Annotated in this window: 20 protein-coding genes; 11 read left to right on the forward strand and 9 right to left on the reverse strand. The window is 57.1% G+C overall.

Annotated features, from left to right (window positions below; all coding sequences use genetic code 11):
- Window positions 1-18: 18 nt before the first annotated feature.
- Window positions 19-597: a DUF1285 domain-containing protein gene (locus ACRZ96_RS16655; protein WP_480814852.1), complete on the forward strand. Its 579-nt coding sequence runs from the start codon at window positions 19-21 to the stop codon at window positions 595-597.
- On the opposite strand, the gene ACRZ96_RS16660 is transcribed toward ACRZ96_RS16655, so the two are convergent.
- Entirely contained in the window at window positions 522-1,535 is a 1,014-nt protein-coding gene (locus tag ACRZ96_RS16660) for a DMT family transporter (protein ID WP_480780085.1), read from the reverse strand. The genes ACRZ96_RS16655 and ACRZ96_RS16660 overlap by 76 nt on opposite strands.
- 173 nt (window positions 1,536-1,708) lie before the next feature.
- Here ACRZ96_RS16660 and ACRZ96_RS16665 point away from each other — a divergent pair, with 173 nt between their 5' ends.
- Both ACRZ96_RS16665 and ACRZ96_RS16670 read left to right on the forward strand, forming a co-directional pair.
- Complete coding sequence (locus tag ACRZ96_RS16665) at window positions 1,709-2,464, forward strand: hydroxypyruvate isomerase family protein (RefSeq protein ID WP_480706569.1); 756 nt, start codon at window positions 1,709-1,711, stop codon at window positions 2,462-2,464.
- 73 nt (window positions 2,465-2,537) lie between these two features.
- Window positions 2,538-2,768, forward strand: coding sequence for a DUF2798 domain-containing protein (locus ACRZ96_RS16670; RefSeq protein WP_170408576.1), 231 nt, complete (start codon window positions 2,538-2,540; stop codon window positions 2,766-2,768).
- Window positions 2,769-2,813: 45 nt separating this feature from the next.
- On the opposite strand, the gene polA is transcribed toward ACRZ96_RS16670, so the two are convergent.
- The 3 genes from polA to ACRZ96_RS16685 all read right to left on the reverse strand — a co-directional run bounded on the left by polA (window position 2,814) and on the right by ACRZ96_RS16685 (window position 6,612).
- Window positions 2,814-5,615: a DNA polymerase I gene (gene polA / locus ACRZ96_RS16675; protein WP_480706571.1), complete on the reverse strand. Its 2,802-nt coding sequence runs from the start codon at window positions 5,613-5,615 to the stop codon at window positions 2,814-2,816.
- A 104-nt stretch (window positions 5,616-5,719) separates the two neighbouring features.
- Window positions 5,720-6,382: a YrbL family protein gene (locus ACRZ96_RS16680; protein ID WP_480706573.1), complete on the reverse strand. Its 663-nt coding sequence runs from the start codon at window positions 6,380-6,382 to the stop codon at window positions 5,720-5,722.
- A gap of 44 nt (window positions 6,383-6,426) precedes the next feature.
- A complete protein-coding gene (locus ACRZ96_RS16685; RefSeq protein ID WP_480706575.1) occupies window positions 6,427-6,612 on the reverse strand; it encodes a zinc-finger domain-containing protein in 186 nt (61 codons plus the stop codon).
- A gap of 87 nt (window positions 6,613-6,699) precedes the next feature.
- Here ACRZ96_RS16685 and ACRZ96_RS16690 point away from each other — a divergent pair, with 87 nt between their 5' ends.
- Window positions 6,700-7,692 carry an ABC transporter ATP-binding protein gene (locus tag ACRZ96_RS16690; protein WP_170514245.1) on the forward strand — a complete coding sequence of 331 codons (993 nt, stop codon included), beginning with the start codon at window positions 6,700-6,702 and terminating at the stop codon, window positions 7,690-7,692.
- Here the strand turns inward: ACRZ96_RS16690 and ACRZ96_RS16695 are convergent.
- Window positions 7,689-8,156: a DUF1203 domain-containing protein gene (locus ACRZ96_RS16695; RefSeq protein WP_170566845.1), complete on the reverse strand. Its 468-nt coding sequence runs from the start codon at window positions 8,154-8,156 to the stop codon at window positions 7,689-7,691. The genes ACRZ96_RS16690 and ACRZ96_RS16695 overlap by 4 nt on opposite strands.
- Before the next feature lie 196 nt (window positions 8,157-8,352).
- On the opposite strand from ACRZ96_RS16695, the gene ACRZ96_RS16700 reads away from it, so the two are divergent.
- Window positions 8,353-9,291 (forward strand): DMT family transporter, encoded by a 939-nt coding sequence (locus ACRZ96_RS16700; protein ID WP_170408579.1) that lies wholly within the window; start codon window positions 8,353-8,355, stop codon window positions 9,289-9,291.
- A 54-nt stretch (window positions 9,292-9,345) separates the two neighbouring features.
- Here ACRZ96_RS16700 and ACRZ96_RS16705 read toward each other — a convergent pair whose 3' ends face one another.
- The gene (locus tag ACRZ96_RS16705; RefSeq protein WP_170394983.1) at window positions 9,346-10,458 is read right to left on the reverse strand and encodes an S-(hydroxymethyl)glutathione dehydrogenase/class III alcohol dehydrogenase; all 1,113 of its coding nucleotides are present in this window, start codon (window positions 10,456-10,458) and stop codon (window positions 9,346-9,348) included.
- Between the two features lie 129 nt (window positions 10,459-10,587).
- Between ACRZ96_RS16705 and ACRZ96_RS16710 the strand changes: the two genes are divergently transcribed.
- Complete coding sequence (locus ACRZ96_RS16710) at window positions 10,588-10,875, forward strand: I78 family peptidase inhibitor (protein ID WP_170408581.1); 288 nt, start codon at window positions 10,588-10,590, stop codon at window positions 10,873-10,875.
- 2 nt (window positions 10,876-10,877) lie between these two features.
- Here ACRZ96_RS16710 and ACRZ96_RS16715 read toward each other — a convergent pair whose 3' ends face one another.
- Window positions 10,878-11,603 carry an SDR family NAD(P)-dependent oxidoreductase gene (locus ACRZ96_RS16715; protein ID WP_170613430.1) on the reverse strand — a complete coding sequence of 242 codons (726 nt, stop codon included), beginning with the start codon at window positions 11,601-11,603 and terminating at the stop codon, window positions 10,878-10,880.
- A 185-nt stretch (window positions 11,604-11,788) separates the two neighbouring features.
- Here ACRZ96_RS16715 and ACRZ96_RS16720 point away from each other — a divergent pair, with 185 nt between their 5' ends.
- The 5 genes from ACRZ96_RS16720 to ACRZ96_RS16740 are packed head-to-tail and all read left to right on the forward strand — an operon-like array spanning window position 11,789 to window position 15,989.
- Window positions 11,789-13,117 (forward strand): NAD(P)/FAD-dependent oxidoreductase, encoded by a 1,329-nt coding sequence (locus tag ACRZ96_RS16720; protein ID WP_480814853.1) that lies wholly within the window; start codon window positions 11,789-11,791, stop codon window positions 13,115-13,117.
- Window positions 13,074-13,613 (forward strand): hypothetical protein, encoded by a 540-nt coding sequence (locus ACRZ96_RS16725; RefSeq protein ID WP_170819159.1) that lies wholly within the window; start codon window positions 13,074-13,076, stop codon window positions 13,611-13,613. The genes ACRZ96_RS16720 and ACRZ96_RS16725 overlap by 44 nt, the downstream gene beginning before the upstream one ends.
- Window positions 13,613-14,836: an MFS transporter gene (locus ACRZ96_RS16730; protein ID WP_480771873.1), complete on the forward strand. Its 1,224-nt coding sequence runs from the start codon at window positions 13,613-13,615 to the stop codon at window positions 14,834-14,836. The genes ACRZ96_RS16725 and ACRZ96_RS16730 overlap by 1 nt, the downstream gene beginning before the upstream one ends.
- Window positions 14,833-15,450 carry a DUF3833 domain-containing protein gene (locus tag ACRZ96_RS16735; RefSeq protein WP_480771874.1) on the forward strand — a complete coding sequence of 206 codons (618 nt, stop codon included), beginning with the start codon at window positions 14,833-14,835 and terminating at the stop codon, window positions 15,448-15,450. Before ACRZ96_RS16730 ends, ACRZ96_RS16735 begins: the two co-directional genes overlap by 4 nt.
- Window positions 15,447-15,989 carry a DUF3833 domain-containing protein gene (locus ACRZ96_RS16740; protein ID WP_170395003.1) on the forward strand — a complete coding sequence of 181 codons (543 nt, stop codon included), beginning with the start codon at window positions 15,447-15,449 and terminating at the stop codon, window positions 15,987-15,989. Before ACRZ96_RS16735 ends, ACRZ96_RS16740 begins: the two co-directional genes overlap by 4 nt.
- A 36-nt stretch (window positions 15,990-16,025) precedes the next feature.
- On the opposite strand, the gene ACRZ96_RS16745 is transcribed toward ACRZ96_RS16740, so the two are convergent.
- Both ACRZ96_RS16745 and ACRZ96_RS16750 read right to left on the reverse strand, forming a co-directional pair.
- The gene (locus ACRZ96_RS16745; RefSeq protein WP_170395006.1) at window positions 16,026-16,814 is read right to left on the reverse strand and encodes an ATP-binding cassette domain-containing protein; all 789 of its coding nucleotides are present in this window, start codon (window positions 16,812-16,814) and stop codon (window positions 16,026-16,028) included.
- A 1-nt stretch (window position 16,815) separates the two neighbouring features.
- Window positions 16,816-17,940 carry an ABC transporter permease gene (locus tag ACRZ96_RS16750; protein WP_170395008.1) on the reverse strand — a complete coding sequence of 375 codons (1,125 nt, stop codon included), beginning with the start codon at window positions 17,938-17,940 and terminating at the stop codon, window positions 16,816-16,818.
- Between the last annotated feature and the right edge of the window lie 75 nt (window positions 17,941-18,015).

Consider the following 18,015-nt stretch of genomic DNA (forward strand, 5'->3'; position numbering starts at 1 on the left):
GAGGAAATGGCAAAAGCAATGAGCGGACAAAAACCCGTGACCCCTTCACCAGACGGTCTGGCGGCTTCGGTCAAAGCGGCCAAAACGCGGGGTTTGCCGCCCGTTCACCTATGGAATCCTCCGTTTTGTGGCGATCTGGACATTCGGATCGCCAAAGATGGTACTTGGAGTTATCTAGGGTCACCGATCAACAGGGTCGAGCTTGTTAAGCTATTTTCCTCAATTCTTAAGAAAGAAGAGGGTAGGTACTTTCTCGTCACTCCCGCTGAAAAGGTGGGAATCACCGTCGAGGATGCGCCGTTTGTTGCCGTTGATTTTGAGCATGAGGTACAAGGCGAAGCCCAACGTCTGACTTTTACGACGCAAGTGGGCGATACAGCCATCGCCGGGCCCGATCACCCGATACGCATTGTCCTAAATACGGAAACTGATGAGCCCTCACCCTACATATTGGTGCGCGCGAATCTTGAGGCGCGCATTGATCGCAAGAGCTTTTACCGGTTGGTCGAGATCGCCAGACATCACGACGGTTGGTTTGGTGTCTGGTCGGACGGCCAGTTTTTCCCACTGATCGCATCCGATGTGCTAGAGGATTGAACCGGTCGCGGTTTGCGGTCCTGCGCCAGCACGACCGCAAGCGCCACCAGCGACGCGCCCAGCGCGCGGGTCCAGTTCCAGTCCTCGCCCAGCGCCATCATGATCACCATCACATAAAATGGCGCGATATTGATGTGGAATGACGCCAGGGCGACCCCTAGTTTTCCCACTGATGCTATGAAGAAAAATTGGCTCAGGCCCAGTGAGAACAGTGCGTAGAACACCAACATACCCATCTGCGCCACATCTACGGGGCGTGTAGGCATGACCTCTAGCCCCAGCAATCCGGCTAACGGTACTAGAATGGCTGCGGTCGACAATCCTCCGACCAAGGTAATGGTGCTACGGCCCAACTGGCTAAGCTCAGGGAAGTCGCGCGCAGTGGCCATGCTGGCCCAACAGAACAGCGCGGTAGACACCACTGCGCACATCGCGCCCAGTCCTAATTGTGCCGGTGCCACCGCGCTGGTGGCAATCAGGCCGCCAATGATTGAAATCACCAATCCCAGCGCAAAGCTCCAGCGCAATCGCCGCGTTCCCGCCACAAGCTCCATGATCGTAGCGATCAAAGGCGCACACGAGGCGATAATGGCAACGGTAACTGGGTCGGTCAGCTTCTGCGCTACAAGGATCAGGAACATCCCCGACCCTAGCCCCAAACCTCCAACCAGGAGGGCATGGCCCCAACGGGCGCGCAATACCTGAGCCGGTCCGTCCAGAATCAGCCAGATTGGTACCATGACCAACACCGCAAGAGACATCCGTGCTGCGAACAGGGCGATCGGTGGCCAGCTTTGCAATAGGATCTCAGCCGCCGGGAAACCCGCCGCCCACGTCAGCATCGAAGCCACCGCCAGCGTATTTCCGGTGAACGCGGTCTGTCGACCGTCAGATACAGCTATAGCGGTCCCGCGCGCGGGTTCAGGGCTCATGGCCATCGTGATCAGACCTTATTGTTGGCGCGGCCCTCGCAACGGGATACCGCTTGAGCCTGATGGTCCCTGATTCGAAAGCCTTTATCTGGCCGATTTTCGACAATCTGTCGTTTTCAGTCTCTTTCACGTGGCCGTCGTGATCGTTAGGCTCTGCAAAGTTCGACACCGGATGCCCGATGCCCAGATTTGCCGCCAATCTTTCACTGCTGTTTGCAGAACTGCCCTATCTCGACCGGTTTCAAGCCGCCGCGCAGGCCGGGTTTACGGCTGTTGAAATTCTCTTCCCCTACGACCTCGCGGCCAAAGAGACCCGCCGCGCGCTGCTGTCCAGCGGGCTTGATCTGGTGCTGATCAACGCCCCGCCCCCGAATTATACCGGCGGTGAACCGGGTTACGCCGCCATGCCCGGCAGCTCTGACAGGTTTAAGTCCGATATCCGGCGCGTTCTGCGCTACGCGGATGTGCTGCGGCCAGAGATGATTCACGTTATGGCCGGATACGCTTCCGGCCCCGAGGCCCTGCGTTGTTTTGTCGAGAACCTGCAATGGGCCGCCGACCTCGCGCCGGCACAGCGGTTTACAATCGAACCGCTCAACCCCGTATCGCAACCCGGTTACTTCCTGAACAATTATGATCTGGCCGCCGAAGTGCTGGACCGCGTCGACCGCGCAAATGTCGGCCTACAATATGACAGTTTTCATGCGCAGATGATCCACGGCGACGCGCTGGCGATTTGGCACCGTTTTCAGCCCCGTATTGTCCATGCACAGATCGGGGCTGCGCCGGATCGCTCGGAACCCGGGCTGGGTACAATGGACTTTGCCGCGTTGTTTGCTGCGATGGACCAGTCGGATTACAGCGGCTGGGTCAGCGCCGAATACAACCCCTCAACCCGGCGGACTGAGGACTCACTGGCTTGGATACAGTATTAAACCCTGCATGAACGCTGGATTTTCAGACTGAAATGGCGCAATTGAGGGCATCGACACGCCAAGGATGCCTCGCATGATATCTGCCCGCTATGCCAATGCCCTGTTCGCCTTGATCATGTCCGGCCTGATGTCCTGCGTCGTCACCGGCATAGCCACGCTCAAAGCTATCGGCTTCAGCCCTTCAACACTCGGAGACTGGATGGCCTCTTGGGCCTTTTGCTGGCCTATCGCCTTTACCGTCATCCTGACGCTGGGCCCTTTCGTAAAACGCCTGATCGCCCGCCTGGTCAGGCCAGAAGCCTGACCCGCTGCAAAGAGGGCCCGCAGGGCTTGATGAGCAGCGCCGCCCCTAATGGGCCTCGGCCCAGTTCGCGCCTTGTCCGGCATCCGCGACCAGCTTGATATCCAGCTTCACTGCCGGATCAGCCGCCCCTTCCATCACCGCGCGCGCGACCGAAATGGTTTGATCCACAGCCTCTTCAGCCACTTCGAACAGCAGCTCGTCATGCACCTGCAACAGCATCTTGGCGGGCAAGCCGTTGATCGCATCCGGCATCCTCACCATCGCGCGCCGAATCACATCTGCTGCCGTCCCTTGGATCGGAGCATTGATCGCAGCACGACGCGAGAACCCCGCATGCGGCCCCTTGGCATTGATCTCGGGTGTATGGATTTTCCGGCCGAACAGGGTCTGGACATAGCCATTCTCTTTGGCAAACGCGATCGTGTCGTCCATATAGCGCCGGATGCCCGGGAAACGTTCGAAATAGCGATCGATGAAACCCTGCGCATCCGCCCGGGGAATGCGCAGATTGCGCGCCAACCCAAAGCCCGAAATGCCGTAGATCACACCAAAGTTGATCGCCTTGGCCTGACGACGGATATCCGGCGTCATCTCGTCCAACGGAACATCAAACATCTCGGACGCTGTCATTGCGTGAATGTCCAATCCATCCGCAAACGCCTGTTTCAGGGTCGGAATATCGGCGATATGGGCCAGAATCCGAAGCTCAATCTGGCTGTAATCAAGGCTGACCAGCACATTACCCGGCTCGGCAATGAACGCCTCACGTATGCGCCGACCTTCCTCAGTACGCACCGGAATGTTTTGCAGGTTCGGATCGGTCGAGGCCAAACGGCCCGTATTCGCCCCCGTAATCGAATATGACGTATGCACCCGGCCCGTATCAGGATTGATATGGGTCTGCAGCGCGTCCGTATAGGTCGATTTCAGCTTGGAGAGTTGCCGCCAGTCCAGCACCCGGCGCGGCAGTTCATGTTCCGTTGCAAGGTCCTCAAGAATGTCCGCCCCGGTCGAGTACTTACCGGTCTTGCCCTTCTTGCCGCCCTCAAGCCCCATTTTGTCGAACAGGATTTCACCCAGTTGCGCTGGCGAACCGACGTTAAAGTTCTCACCCGCCAATTCGTGGATTTCAGCCTCTAATCCGGCCATCTTCTGCGCAAATGCATTTGACATTCGGCTGAGAACATCGCGATCGACCTTGATGCCATGCATCTCCATTTCTTTGAGAACCGGCACCAATGGACGTTCAAGTGTTTCATACACCGTCGTCACCTGCACCTGATGCAACTGCGGCTTGAACAATTTCCACAGGCGAAGGGTGATGTCCGCATCCTCGGCAGCGTAGGCCGTGGCCTCGTCAATCGGCACCTTGTCGAAAGTGATTGCAGACTTGCCCGAGCCAAGCAGAGGTTTGATGGGAATCGGCGTATGGCTCAGATAGCGTTCAGATAGCGTATCCATGCCATGCCCATGCTCACCGCCATGCATGGCGTAGGACATCAGCATCGTGTCGTCGATGGGGGCGACGTCGACGCCATATCGCTTAAAGATTTTGGCATCGTATTTCATGTTCTGTCCGATCTTCAGGATCGACGGATCCTCAAACATCGGTTTCAGCAAGTTTAGAGCCGCATCCAGCGGCATCTGTCCATCGGCCAGCGCATCCGATCCGAACAGATCATCGGTCGCGCTTTCACGGTGAGTCAACGGGATGTAACAAGCCTCACCCGCCTCGACACATAGCGAAATCCCGACCAAATCGGCGATCATCTCATTCAAGCCGGTGGTCTCGGTATCCACTGCAACCCAGCCGCGCTCGTAGGCCTGATCGATCCATTTCTGCAATGCCGCTGCATCGCGCACGCATTCGTATTTCGTTGCATCAAATGGGACGTCTTCAGCCTGTGACTCCGCCTCGGGCGTGGATATATCGGGGATGACGGGGGACTCGACGCCCAGCTTGTCAGCAATGCGTTTGGTAAGCGTACGAAATTCCATCTCTGCCAGAAACTTCATCAAAGTCTCAGCATCGGGATCCTTCACCTCAAGGTCATCCAGAGTGAAATCCAACGGTGTGTTTTCGTCCAATTGCACAAGTTTCTTCGATAGCTCGATCTGGTCGCGCTTTTCGATCAGGGTCTGGCGGCGCTTGGGCTGTTTGATCTCTTCAGCGCGATCCAGCAAGGTTTCCAGATCGCCATATTCATTGATCAACAGCGCTGCCGTCTTCACACCAATGCCCGGAGCGCCCGGTACGTTATCCACCGAATCCCCGGCCAAAGCCTGCACATCGACAACCCGCTCGGGCCCGACGCCGAACTTCTCAACCACCCCGTCGCGATCGATGCGCTTGTTCTTCATCGCATCCAGCATCTCGACACCGCCACCCACAAGCTGCATCAGGTCTTTGTCAGAACTGACAATGGTCACCCGCCCACCGGCCTCACGTGCCTGAACGGCGAGGGTCGCGATAATGTCGTCGGCTTCATAGCCTTCAAGTTCTTTGCAGGCGATGTTGAACGCTTTGGTGGCTTCGCGAGTCAGCGGCATTTGCGGGCGCAAATCCTCAGGCATCGCTTCACGGTTGGCCTTGTAGAGATCATACAGATCATTACGGAACGTATGCGAGCCCTTGTCGAAGATCACCGCAACATGGGTCGGCGCATCCGGCCCGGCGTTCCCTTCGACATATTTCTGCAGCATATTGCAGAACCCCGATACCGCCCCAATTGGTAGCCCATCCGATTTCCGCGTCAACGGCGGTAAAGCGTGATAGGCGCGGAAGATAAAGGCTGATCCATCAATCAGATGCAGATGGCAGCCTTTTCCGAATTGGGTGGTGGTCATATGAGGCTCCTGCGCTGGGTTGCGCCAAGTTGTACAGAAGGGCTGCACGAAAGACGAGGCCACCTGGCCAATTCGTTGCGACCTAATTTGCCCGTGGTCTGGCCTTAGCTATTCGAAAAAGTGCGCTTATCCGCATTCCAAGCCAAGCCTGCTTTTTGCGCGATCAACGAGAACTGTTTGTTCAGCGAGCGATCATTCAGACGTGGGGACAGGCTGCGCAGTGGGATGAGGTTCCGCTCACCATATCCATCGATCAGGAAACAGGCTGGGCCCGCCCCCCGCGTTCCATAGACGATGTTCGAGCTTTTGACGTCGCGCGCGACGATGTGAAGGTCAAACATCTGCGCAACGAATGCATTCAACGCTTCCAAAACCGGGGCGTCCAATCCACTGCGGCAGACTTCATAAAGCTTGGGCGCAAGCCCGCCATCAATGCCAGAAATGCGCTCAACAACAACCCCCGCCCCATGCGTCGTCTGAACCACGCCCAACATCCTGGACAGGGGTGAACGCTCAATTTCTGTCCCGAGTTTCAGCGATACCCGCAGTTCGCATTCCAGCTCTTTCAATGTGCTGCGATACTGCGCCTCGGGGAACAGTTTCCATGCCAGTCGCTTGCCAAGCCTGTGCGAGACACGATCTTGGGACCGGGTAAAAACTTTGATCAGTAGGTCAGGATGACCGGGAAAGTCATAGACACTGCGCACAGTCCCGTTCGCGATTGGCTGGCTGTCGGAAAGGTCAATCGTTTTGGCTGTGAACAGCATTATCCATCCTCGCCAGTTACGACCGCCTGCCGTCCTGGTCGCCCTTACGCGTCCTGACCAGAGTCCTCACCACGCAGCACGTATTTGCAATCGCAATAGGGGCACTCGACCCAACCAGTGTCTTCGGGAATCTGCAGCCAGACGCGCGGATGACCCAGCGGACCCTCGCCACCATCGCAGGCGACGCGGGTATTTTCGACAATCTTGGTTTCCGGCGCTTCGATGGTCACGGCTGGCGATCCTTCTTTGGTTGTCGGCCTCGCGGGCATGTATTAGGTGCGTTTATGGGCGATGAGCAAACCGGGGGCAAGGGCCACATGTCCGATGCGGCAATCACAATCAGATCACTGCGCAAGACCTATCGCGGCGGCAAGAGCCAGCCCGAGAAACAGGCTTTGAAAGGGATCGACCTGACGGTACCGCAGGGGTCCGTTTTCGGTCTGCTTGGCCCGAATGGAGCCGGCAAATCGACCCTGATCAACATTCTGGCGGGGCTGGTGGTCAAAACGTCTGGCAGCGTCTCGATCTGGGGGTTCGACCAGGATCAAAACCCGCGCCAATCCCGCGCCGCCATCGGCGTGATGCCTCAGGAATTGAACCTTGATCCGTTCTTTACACCTCGAGGCGCATTAGAAGTTCAGGCCGGGCTGTACGGTGTTCCCAAGTCTGATCGGCGAAGCGATGAGATCCTCGACCTCGTTGGCCTTGCCGACAAGGCCGAGGCCTATGCGCGCACGCTTTCGGGCGGAATGCGGCGGCGCCTGCTGCTGGCCAAGGCGCTGGTGCACCATCCCAAGATTCTGGTGCTCGACGAACCCACGGCGGGTGTGGATATCGAACTGCGACAGATGCTTTGGGCCAATGTGCGCAAGCTGAACGAACAGGGCATGACCATCATCCTGACCACGCACTATCTGGAAGAAGCGCAAGAGATGTGTGACGAGATCGCCATTATCAATCACGGCGAAAAGATCGCACAAGACAGCACGGCCAATCTGCTGGGCCGCATGGACAGCCGAACCATGGTGATCGTGCCGGATAGCCCCATACAGACTCTGCCTGTAGCGGATAACGTGATTGCAGCGCAACGTGAGAACGGCGACCTTGTGCTGCAATACCACAGCAACCTAACTACAGCCGAGCAGGTGCTGGAATCTGTACGTCAGGCCGATATTCGCATCCAGGACGTCCGCACTGAAGAAGCTGATCTTGAGGATGTGTTCCTTGCGTTGACCTCCAGTCGGGTCGACGACGCAACTGTCAACGACCCGAACCAACCACATCGGGGGATGCACCGCGTCAAGCTTTAGACACGATCGATCCGTGCGTGATAACAGTTGTTCAGAGCAGATCGGATGTGGATGTAAGCGACATCAGCGCGGGAGAAGATTTTTTTAGCCGCCTCATGCAACTGCGCCTGTGGGGTGATGATCCCGGTTCCATAGACAATTCGGTCGTCCGGACCATACCCTTTGATCAGGTAGTTGGGCGAGTCGGTCAACGCCTCGGGCAGCACATCCTCACTTTCATAGCGTGCGCAGGGGTCGGCACAAAGGAAGATCGGTCCAGTCTCTGCATAAGGCTGCGTTTCCGGGAAGGGTCGGTGCGCCAACACCAGCATCTCTTTGCCTTCCGGTATGTATTTCAAACAATGACGGCATGGGTTGCCCGCCCCATTGGAAATCGCACGCTCTGGTGGGTTTCCATATCCATCCGGCGCACCGGCGCGATATGCCTGAACCTGCTGTGTTGGTAGGGCTGAAATTCCGTGCATGATGTTTCTCCTTGATTTGAGATGATCATGGCAATCGCTTGTTTTGGACTCGACCCGTTTCCTGCGTATTGCAAAATCTGCAACCCTGCCTGCAAAAGAATGTTAGCGATAAAATAAGGGCTACCCGTCAGACCAATTTGGGTCTAAGCAAACATCAAACACCCCAAACGATCCATCTATGATTGAGGCTTTTGTCATGAGCGCTCAGAACTCCACCCTTCGTGGGCTTGCCTTTGCGTTCTTAGGCTTTGCCGTCTTCGCGACGCATGACGTGCTGATCAAGGTGCTGGGTGGCACCTATTCGGTTTTGCAGATCATCTTCTTTGCGACGCTGTTTTCCTTTGTCCCTATGGCAGTAACAATTCTAGCCGATCGGACCACTGGGAATTTCCTGCCGCGGCATCCGTGGTTGGTGCTGTTGCGATCAGCGACGATGATCATGGCCATGTCTTGTGCCTTCTACGCTTTTTCGGTGCTGCCGCTGGCCGAAGTCTATTCCCTGCTATTTTCCTTTCCGCTGATCGTAACTGTTCTGTCGATTCCGATTCTGGGTGAGGTGGTCCGTGCCCAAAGGTGGGCGGCCGTGGGCGTCGGCCTGATCGGCGTCCTGATCGTCCTGCGCCCTGGCGCGACCGAAATCACCCTGGGCCATTTAGCGGCTCTGGCAGCAGCCTTCTGCAGCGCATTTGCTTCGGTTCTTGTCCGCAAAATCGGGAATGAAGAACGCTCTGCCGTCCTGATCCTTTATCCTATGCTGCTGGCCATCGCCGTCATGAGCGTCGCCCAACCGGCAGTTTATCAACCACCATCATTGCTGCATCTGGCGATGATGGCGTTTGTCGGGGTGTTCTCGGTAATCGCACAGCACCTGATCATCCTTGCTTATCGCGCCGCCCCCGCCGGCGTCATTGCCCCTAGTCAATACAGCCAGATCATCTGGGCCACGATCTTCGGCGTGATTTTCTTTGGCGAGCACCCGGATATCTGGGTCGCCGTTGGCGCAAGTATCATCATCGCATCAGGTGTTTTCGTGGTTTGGCGAGAGAGCCGATCAAACACTACCTCTGCTAATACGCCTGTGCTGCGCGTCAGGTCGCCCCGGTCAGATACTGGAGCGACGAGGCCCGGAGAATAAGAAACGGCGCGCATTGCAGCGCGCCGTGCAATCCATTTCAGCCCTTATAGAGCCTTAGTAGACGACCACTGATCGGATACTCTCGCCCTTATGCATCAGGTCGAAACCGTGGTTGATGTCATCCAGGCCCATGGTGTGGGTAATCATGGGGTCGATCTCAATCTTCCCGTCCATGTACCAATCCACGATTTTCGGGACGTCGGTGCGTCCACGCGCTCCGCCAAACGCGGTGCCACGCCATGAGCGGCCAGTAACCAGTTGGAACGGTCGAGTCGAGATTTCAGCGCCCGCAGGTGCCACACCGATGATGATCGATTCACCCCAGCCCTTGTGAGCCGATTCCAGTGCCGCTCGCATTACGCCGACATTGCCTGTGGCGTCAAAGGTATAATCCGCGCCGCCCTTGGTCAGGTTGACCAGATACGGCACCAGATCACCTTCGACCTCAGAGGGGTTCACGAAATCCGTCATGCCGAACTTGGTCGCCATTTCCACCTTGGCTGGATTCAAATCAACGCCCACGATCTGATCCGCGCCAGCCAGACGCAGGCCCTGAATCACGTTCAGGCCGATACCGCCCAAACCGAACACGATGGCACGGCTGCCAATTTCTACCTTTGCAGTGTTGATCACCGCGCCAATTCCGGTGGTCACGCCGCAGCCGATATAGCAGATCTTGTCAAAGGGCGCGTCCTCACGCACTTTGGCGAGCGCGATTTCAGGCAGAACCGTATGGTTCGAGAAGGTCGAGCAGCCCATGTAGTGCAGGATCGGATCGCCATCCAACGTAGAAAAACGCGAGGTGCCATCCGGCATGAGGCCCTGGCCTTGGGTTTCGCGAATTGCCTGGCACAGGTTGGTCTTGGGATGCAGGCAGTATTCGCACTCACGGCACTCGGGCGTATAAAGCGGGATGACGTGATCGCCGGGTTTCAGGCTGGTTACACCCGGGCCGACCTCAAGCACGACACCTGCGCCTTCATGGCCCAGAATGGCGGGAAACAAGCCTTCAGGGTCGGCGCCCGACAGGGTGAATTCATCGGTATGGCAAATGCCTGTCGCCTTGATCTCGACCAGAACCTCGCCCGCTTTGGGGCCTTCAAGGTTTACGTCCATCACTTCCAAAGGTTTGCCTGCCTGAACGGCGACGGCGGCACGGGTACGCATGGTGCTTGTCTCCCTGTCTGTTTTGCCCGACCCTGCGTCAAATACAGGGTTTTTTCAACTGCGCTTTCATGACAGGTTGGCTAAATCTTTGATATTTCAGAAACGACATCACCAGAAAGCCCTGCGCCAATGTACCGTTTATTTCCGATCCTAATTCTTCTGACCGCATGTTCTGAGACCTCTGCACCGCAGGACGCGGCGCTTGAACTAGAGGAGGCACCGGTTGAACTTGCATTTTGCAAGGGAGAACCGTTCGCGAACACCATTGGTGAGCCGGTTTCAACCATACAAGCCCAACTGCCTGAACGGTCGCGCGTTCTGGGCCCGGATGATATTGCCACGCAGGATTATCGCATCGACCGGCTGAACGTTTATGTGAACGGCGCAGGCACAATTCAGAGGCTTACTTGCGGATAGGGTCACTTTCCCCGGTACACCAGAATATCGGGCAAATAATCGATCAGGCGCACAACCCATGAGAACGGTACCGGGAAATCGGTTCGAAACCGGCGACGGGACATGGCGCGCAATACGCGATCGGCCGCATCTTCGGGTGTCATCAGCATCGGCATTTTGAAACTGTTCTTGTCGGTCAGACGGGTCTTGATGAACCCCGGATTGACAATGCGCACCGTCACGCCTGACCCTGCCAGATCGTGTCGCATGGTCTCGGCCAGCGAGATCAGCGCAGCCTTGCTGGCCCCGTACGAGATCGCATTGGGAAGCCCATGATACCCGGCAAGCGACCCGATCAGCGTGATATCACCACTGCCTGAGCCCACAAATCCTGGGACGGTTTCACCCAACACCCGAAGCGCACCGGAATAGTTCACATCGCTGATCGCCAAAGCGGCATCGGTGTCCCAATCTGACGTACTGATCGGCTCATAGGCGCCTGCGTTGTAGACAAGCGCGTCAATTGAGCCAGCCTCCACCACAGCGCGGCGCACAGTGTCGAGATCAGTCACATCCATCGGTACAGCACGTGCATTAGGCAAGGTGCCACAGATTTCATCCAATCGCTCGGCATTGCGAGCAGAAAGGATCAGATGTGCGCCTTCGCGGCTCAGCTTTTCGGCCAAGCAACGGCCCAGCCCTTCGCTGGCGCCAATGATCCAATAGGTTTTTCCGTCAAAACTGCTCATGCGTAAGTCTTTTTTCGTACTACTAGGTCGAATACGTTCTGACAGCAGCAATGGATCACGCCCAGCGCTCGTAGCATTCGGCCAGATAACACTACATAGCGCGTCGGAAAAAAACTTCTAACGCGGTTGATCCAAAGGCTCATTCCCTGCGTATCTTGTTGTAAATACCGAATAACGAGGATGGAATGTTCGACGAAACCCGGGGCGTACGCAAGAAAATCGCAGTCATAGGCGCAGGCATTTCAGGTCTCTCCGCAGCTTATTACCTTTCCGAAGACAACGATATAACCTTGTTCGAGGCTGAGCCCCGACTGGGCGGCCACGCCCGCACGGTGATGGCCGGAAAGAACGGAGATCAGCCGGTAGATACCGGTTTCATCGTCTTCAACTATGTCACATACCCCTATTTGACCCGGCTGTTTGATGAGCTGAACGTGCCGGTCACCAAAAGTGAGATGAGCTTTGGTGCAACTATCGACAATGGCCGCATCGAATATGGGTTGAACAATCTGCGCACTTTGACCGCGCAGAAACGCAACCTCGCGCGTCCAGCCTATTACAAGATGATCGCCGATATCCTGCGGTTTGGCAAAGAGGCCCCCGAAGCCGCGCAGGACGACGACACCACGATCGGTGAGCTTGTGGATCAACTGCGTCTCGGCCACTGGTTCCGGCACAATTATCTGATGCCGATGTGCGGCGCGATCTGGTCAACTCCGGTCGAGTTCGTCGATCAGTTCCCAGCCCGCTCGCTGGTGCAGTTCTTCCGCAATCACGCGCTGCTGGCCTCGGGCCGTGCCAATCAGCACCAGTGGTACACCGTGAAAGGCGGCAGCATCGAATATGTCCGCCGGATCGAGGCCGCTCTGCGTACGCGGGGGGCCGACATTCGTGTGGCCTCGCCCGTTCAGCGGATCGAACGGCACGATCTGGGTGTCACGGTGCATGCCGGCGGCGACGCCGATCTGTTTGATGAGATCATCCTGGCCACCCACTCCGATCAGTCTCTCGCCATTCTGGGCGATGCAGCGACCAAAGCGGAAAAAGCGGCGCTCGGCGCGATTAGATATCAACCGAACAAAGCTATCCTGCACTGTGATCCCCGCCAAATGCCCAGGCGGCGTGCTTGCTGGTCCAGTTGGACCTATCGATCGCAAAAGGGCAATGTTGGGGTCACATATTGGATGAATCGGCTTCAGAATATCCCCGACAGTGACCCGCTGTTTGTGACCCTGAACGCCGCATCAGACATTCCAGCGGACAAAATCTATGACGAGGTCGAGTTCGCCCATCCGGTGTTCGACAAAGCCGCCCTGCGCGCGCAAGGGCAAATCCGCGAGATGCAGGGACAGAACCGAACCTGGTTTGCCGGGGCGTATAACCGGCATGGTTTCCACGAAGACGGGATTGCTAGCGCAATGCATGTTGTCGAGCGCCTCACCGCCATCCCGCAGAGCATCGGAGCTGACAATGGTATCCCTGAAACGGACCTCGCTGTTTCGGCCAGCGTATAGAACCTGTTGCGCTGCGCTGCTGTCACTGGCGCTGATGGTCCCCGGCGGATTGGCGGCTTCGCCTTTGTCGGATGCAATCAAAGACCCTAAGCTGCGCGGCACCGGGACATTCCGTTTTCTGGGGCTGCCGCTCTATGACGCCAAGCTTTACACGCCCGGCGGTGCCGCATTCAGCTGGAACGAGAATTTCGGCCTACAATTGACCTATCGAAAAAACCTGAAACAAAAAGCGCTGGTCGAGTCGACACTGGAAGAGATGGCCCGACAAGGCAATTCTGCGCCGACGGAAGCCCAATTGCAGGGCTGTTTTCAGGCGGTCAGCAAAGGCGATAGCTATCTGGCCATCGCGCAAGGCCCCAACAGCGTCAGCTTCTGGCGCAACGGAAGCAAAACCTGCACCCTGACAAATCCGGGTATTACACGCAGCTTCATGTCAATTTTTCTGGGTAACAATACACGATCCGCCTCGTTCACACAGCAGTTGAAGGGGCAGTGATGCTGTACCCGCGTGTCAGCCTCTATGCGCTGATGCTTGCTGCAGCAGGTATCCCGCTTTACATCCACCTGCCGCGCTTTGCCGCCGTGAATCTCGGTATCGGGCTGGGGGTCATTGGCACCATTCTGCTGGTCATTCGGCTCGTCGACCTGGTGCAAGATCCACTGATTGGCTGGGCCATTGATCGCTGGCCCGCAGGGCAAATGTTATTTGCCGCCGCCGCTGCGTTGGGTCTAGCAATTGGATTTCCACTGCTGTTTGGTTTGCCAGAAGGGGCAAGTATCGCCGCATTAGTGTCTATTCTGATCCTGTTATTCTCGGCCTACAGCCTCGGGACCATCTTGCTTTATGGCCGCAGCGCCACGCTGGCGAAACAGGCTAGCGCGAAGGAACTGATGACACTGGCCGCCTTCCGCGAAGGCGGACAACTGACCGGAGTTATCATAGCAGCCGCAGCACCCGCTGTGTTCGTGGCGCTTGGCGCAGCCGCGCAAGGGTATCCGGCCTTTGGAATGTTTCTCGGGCTTCTGAGCGTTGTGACTCTGGCTGTTACCCTGCCAATGTGGCGACGCACGCCGATCACCGGTCAAGGGTTGTCCTTTGCAGGCCTAGGACAGGCAGGGGCTTTACGTCTGCTTGCCCTTGCGTTGGTCAACAGCCTGCCCGTCGCCATCACCTCGACCCTGTTTCTGTTCTTTGTTGAAGATCGGCTGCAACTGCCAGGCAAAGCGGGGCCATTGCTGATCCTGTTCTTCCTCAGCGCCGGGCTCAGCGTTCCGTTCTGGGCCAGGCTCAGCAATCGGATTGGCCCGAAACAGACTCTGATGATCGCCATGCCGCTGGCCATTCTCGGCTTTGTCGGGGCCGCTCTTCTAGCCCCTGGGAATCTCGTCGGTTTCGCCATCATATGCCTCGCATCCGGCGCGGCGCTTGGGGCGGACATGGTTGTCCTGCCCGCAATGTTCTCGGTCGTTCTGACCCGGGCCGGGCTGAACGCATCTGCTGCGTTCGGCATCTGGTCTTTCGCAGGTAAGCTGGGTCTAGCTCTGGCCGCCTTTTTCACACTGCCGCTACTGGAACGCAGCGGCTTTACACCTGGACAGGCCAATTCTGCCGAGGCTTTGAATACACTCACCCTCGCCTATGCGGTGCTGCCCTGCATCTTGAAACTCGGAGCGTTTGGCATGGTCCTGACCCTCCCGACAGAGGTCTCTGCCAAATGAAAACGCTCCTGATCTGTCTGCTTGCGATTTTTGCGCTGTTTGCTGTGAAGAACCGGTTCCTCAGTTTCCGCTCGCAATCACCTTCCGACTACAGCGGAACCGGGCCTGAGTTTTCGCTGAAGAAGAACCTGAATGGAGAGATCCTGTCGGAAGGGCTGATCTATGGCCCTAACGGCAAGATGTCGAACAGCTTTGTCGCGCGTATGGTCGGCGAATGGGATGGCAACACCGGTACGCTTTCCGAGTATTTCACCTATTCCAACGGCAAACAGATGACCCGCAAATGGCATCTGACGTTGGGCACGGGCAACACTTTCACCGCAACAGCGGACGATATTGTCGGCGAGGGCAAAGGCGTGATTTCGGGCTCAACCGTCAAGCTGACCTATCGCATCATCCTGCCCGAGGACGCGGGCGGGCATACACTGGATGTGACCGACTGGATGTATCTGACGGAGAACGGTGTAATCATGAACCGGTCCGAGATGCGAAAATTCGGGATCAAGATGGCCGAGCTGGTCGCCACGATGCGCCCTGCGCCTGAAGTGAAATCCACCCATCTGCATGACGCAAACGGCCACGATACAGACTCTGAGCTGAGGGTTTTGCAATGATCGCCCGCCGTACCCTTATTGCAGGTGTCGCGATCGCGGGGTTGGCCATCCTCGCCGCATGCTCGGCCAAACCGCGTATACCAAAATCGTTTCTGTCAGATCGTCAGCTGAACCTTGAAGAGTTCTTCGAAGGTAAGACTGTCGCTTATGGTCAGTTTCAGGATGTACTAGGTAATGTCCCGCGTCGCTTCCAGGTCGATATTGACGGCACATGGGACGGAGAGACTCTGACGCTTGTCGAAGATTTCGTCTATGACGATGGTGCGACTGAACAACGGATCTGGACCCTGACCAAGACCGGCGATGACACCTGGACCGGCACCGCTCCCGGTGTGCTGGGCACAGCCAGTGGGGTCGAAAGGGGCGATACGTTTAACTGGAAGTACAAAATCGACCTGCCCGTCAAAGACGGCACCATGCGTGTCAATTTTGATGACTGGATGTGGTTGTTGTCGGATGACCGGTTATTGAACCGAGCCTATGTTTCGCGTTTTGGCGTAAGGCTGGGTGAAGTCATATTGTACTTCGAGAAGAAGTAGTCACCCCGCCAGCACAGCCAGCGGGGCAAAAAAGTATCAGACGGTTCCGCCCAGACTGCCTTCAAGCTCGACCATCTCCTGACCACCGGCCATCAGGTCCTGCAGCTCTTCCGGGGTGATCTGGCCACGCTGCGCCGTACCCAGCGTTTGACCGCGGTTGAGTACCGTGAACCGGTCCCCCACTGCCAACGCATGGCGGACGTTATGAGTAATAAAGACCACTGCAATACCCTGCTTGCGCACCTTGTCGATGGTCGCCAGAACGTTGGCTGTTTGGCGCACCCCAAGGGCCGAGGTCGGTTCATCCAAGATCAGAACCTTCGCCCCGAAATGCACCGCCCGCGCGATGGCGACGGTCTGGCGTTCACCACCTGACAGCGTGCCCACCGCCTGATCAGGGCCGCGCAGGTTGATCCCCATTTTCTTCATCTCTTCCATCGTGACCTTGTTGGCATAGTCATGATCAAAGAAGTGAAGAGGTCCGACCTTCTTTACCGGCTCATTGCCCATGAAGAAGTTGCGCGAGACCGACATCAACGGGATCATGGCCAGATGCTGGTGCACGGTTGCGATCCCGGCCTCGATGGCATCACGCGGGTCGGCGAAATGCATGGGGTGGCCTTCGAACAGGATTTCTCCGTGGGTGGGCTGGTGCACGCCCGACATGGTTTTGATGAAGGTCGACTTGCCCGCACCGTTGTCGCCGAGAAGGCAGTGACATTCACCGGGAAACACGTCCACCGAGACACCCGCCAGCGCGATCACGCTGCCGAAGTGCTTTTCGATGTTTTTCATCTGGATGATGGGTTCATGTTCGGGATTCATATCAACGCTCTCCCGTGATGATGCGGCGAATATAGGTGTTGAGGATCACAGCCCCCAGCAGGATCACCCCAAGGAAGACCCGGAACAGCGAGCTTTCGACACCGGCAAAGAACAACCCCTGTTGCACCACGCCAAAGATCAACGCGCCCAGCGCCGCGCCCAGTACCGAGCCGTATCCTCCGGTCAGAAGCGCGCCGCCGATGACCACGGCGATGATCGCCTCGAACTCTTTTAGCAGACCCCGGTCAGCACCAGCCGATCCGAACTCCATCACCTGGCAGACAGCGAAGACAGTGGCGCAGAAGGCCGTGAACATAAACATCAGAATCTTGACCCGGTTCACAGGCACACCCGAGTTGCGCGCCGCCTCAGCATCCCCGCCCGAGGCGAAGATCCAGTTGCCGAACCGCGTTTTGGTGAGCAGCACGTGACCAAAGATGATCAGTGCGATCGCCCAAACGATCAGCATTGGAATACCATCCACAACTGGCTGACCGGCGCGAGTGCCACGCTCGAATACGGCGATGATCCCGGCATCCCCGAGCCATTGGAACAATCCCTGCAAAATTTTACCACCAAAGATCGGCGCCAGCCAATCGCCTTCGGCCGCGTCCTTTACGCCGCCAATGATAGTTTTACGCTCGATCACCTGCGGCAGGAAGATGGTGAAGCCGCGCAAGATGAACAGGAAGGCCAGCGTTACGATAAAGCTAGGCAGCCCAGTCCGGATCACGATCCAACCGTTCAGCGCGCCGATTGCCACCGCCATCGCAAATGTGACGATAATGGCCATCCAGACCGGCCACGCCAGCGTGACCGAAAAAATTGCGATCATCATGCCCGAAAAGCCGATCATCGATCCGACTGACAGGTCAAACTCACCCGCGATCATCAGAAGGCAGGCACCCACGGCGATGATCATGAACTGCGCCGAGACAACCGACCAGTTCATCATGCCCTGTGCATTGAACATGCCGCTGTCAAAAGCGAACAAAAGGAAGAAGGTGAAGACGGCAACGGTGCCGACCATCCCGCCAAGTTCAGGCCGGATCAAGGCCTTGCGCAGCGGCGATATTTCTTTAATCCGTTCGTCGGTTACAGCCGTGTTTTGAGCAGACTCGCTCATTAGAACGCCCCTCCGAGTTAAGCAGTGATTTTGCGTCAGATAGTTGTTGGCGGGCGCCGCTTTGGCGGGGCGCCC

Source organism: Ruegeria sp. CF1 (assembly GCF_056537445.1).

Coding starts and splice junctions, on each gene's coding strand:
- polA (WP_480706571.1), bottom strand. CDS start 5,615: ATGACCACCACCCAATTCGGAAAAGGCTGCCATCTGCATCTGATTGAT.
- ACRZ96_RS16665 (WP_480706569.1), top strand. CDS start 1,709: ATGCCCAGATTTGCCGCCAATCTTTCACTGCTGTTTGCAGAACTGCCC.
- ACRZ96_RS16705 (WP_170394983.1), bottom strand. CDS start 10,458: ATGCGTACCCGTGCCGCCGTCGCCGTTCAGGCAGGCAAACCTTTGGAA.
- ACRZ96_RS16670 (WP_170408576.1), top strand. CDS start 2,538: ATGATATCTGCCCGCTATGCCAATGCCCTGTTCGCCTTGATCATGTCC.
- ACRZ96_RS16660 (WP_480780085.1), bottom strand. CDS start 1,535: ATGGCCATGAGCCCTGAACCCGCGCGCGGGACCGCTATAGCTGTATCT.
- ACRZ96_RS16655 (WP_480814852.1), top strand. CDS start 19: ATGAGCGGACAAAAACCCGTGACCCCTTCACCAGACGGTCTGGCGGCT.
- ACRZ96_RS16735 (WP_480771874.1), top strand. CDS start 14,833: ATGAAAACGCTCCTGATCTGTCTGCTTGCGATTTTTGCGCTGTTTGCT.
- ACRZ96_RS16740 (WP_170395003.1), top strand. CDS start 15,447: ATGATCGCCCGCCGTACCCTTATTGCAGGTGTCGCGATCGCGGGGTTG.
- ACRZ96_RS16710 (WP_170408581.1), top strand. CDS start 10,588: ATGTACCGTTTATTTCCGATCCTAATTCTTCTGACCGCATGTTCTGAG.
- ACRZ96_RS16690 (WP_170514245.1), top strand. CDS start 6,700: ATGTCCGATGCGGCAATCACAATCAGATCACTGCGCAAGACCTATCGC.
- ACRZ96_RS16725 (WP_170819159.1), top strand. CDS start 13,074: ATGGTATCCCTGAAACGGACCTCGCTGTTTCGGCCAGCGTATAGAACC.
- ACRZ96_RS16715 (WP_170613430.1), bottom strand. CDS start 11,603: ATGAGCAGTTTTGACGGAAAAACCTATTGGATCATTGGCGCCAGCGAA.
- ACRZ96_RS16700 (WP_170408579.1), top strand. CDS start 8,353: ATGAGCGCTCAGAACTCCACCCTTCGTGGGCTTGCCTTTGCGTTCTTA.
- ACRZ96_RS16730 (WP_480771873.1), top strand. CDS start 13,613: ATGCTGTACCCGCGTGTCAGCCTCTATGCGCTGATGCTTGCTGCAGCA.
- ACRZ96_RS16745 (WP_170395006.1), bottom strand. CDS start 16,814: ATGAATCCCGAACATGAACCCATCATCCAGATGAAAAACATCGAAAAG.
- ACRZ96_RS16680 (WP_480706573.1), bottom strand. CDS start 6,382: ATGCTGTTCACAGCCAAAACGATTGACCTTTCCGACAGCCAGCCAATC.
- ACRZ96_RS16750 (WP_170395008.1), bottom strand. CDS start 17,940: ATGAGCGAGTCTGCTCAAAACACGGCTGTAACCGACGAACGGATTAAA.
- ACRZ96_RS16720 (WP_480814853.1), top strand. CDS start 11,789: ATGTTCGACGAAACCCGGGGCGTACGCAAGAAAATCGCAGTCATAGGC.
- ACRZ96_RS16695 (WP_170566845.1), bottom strand. CDS start 8,156: ATGCACGGAATTTCAGCCCTACCAACACAGCAGGTTCAGGCATATCGC.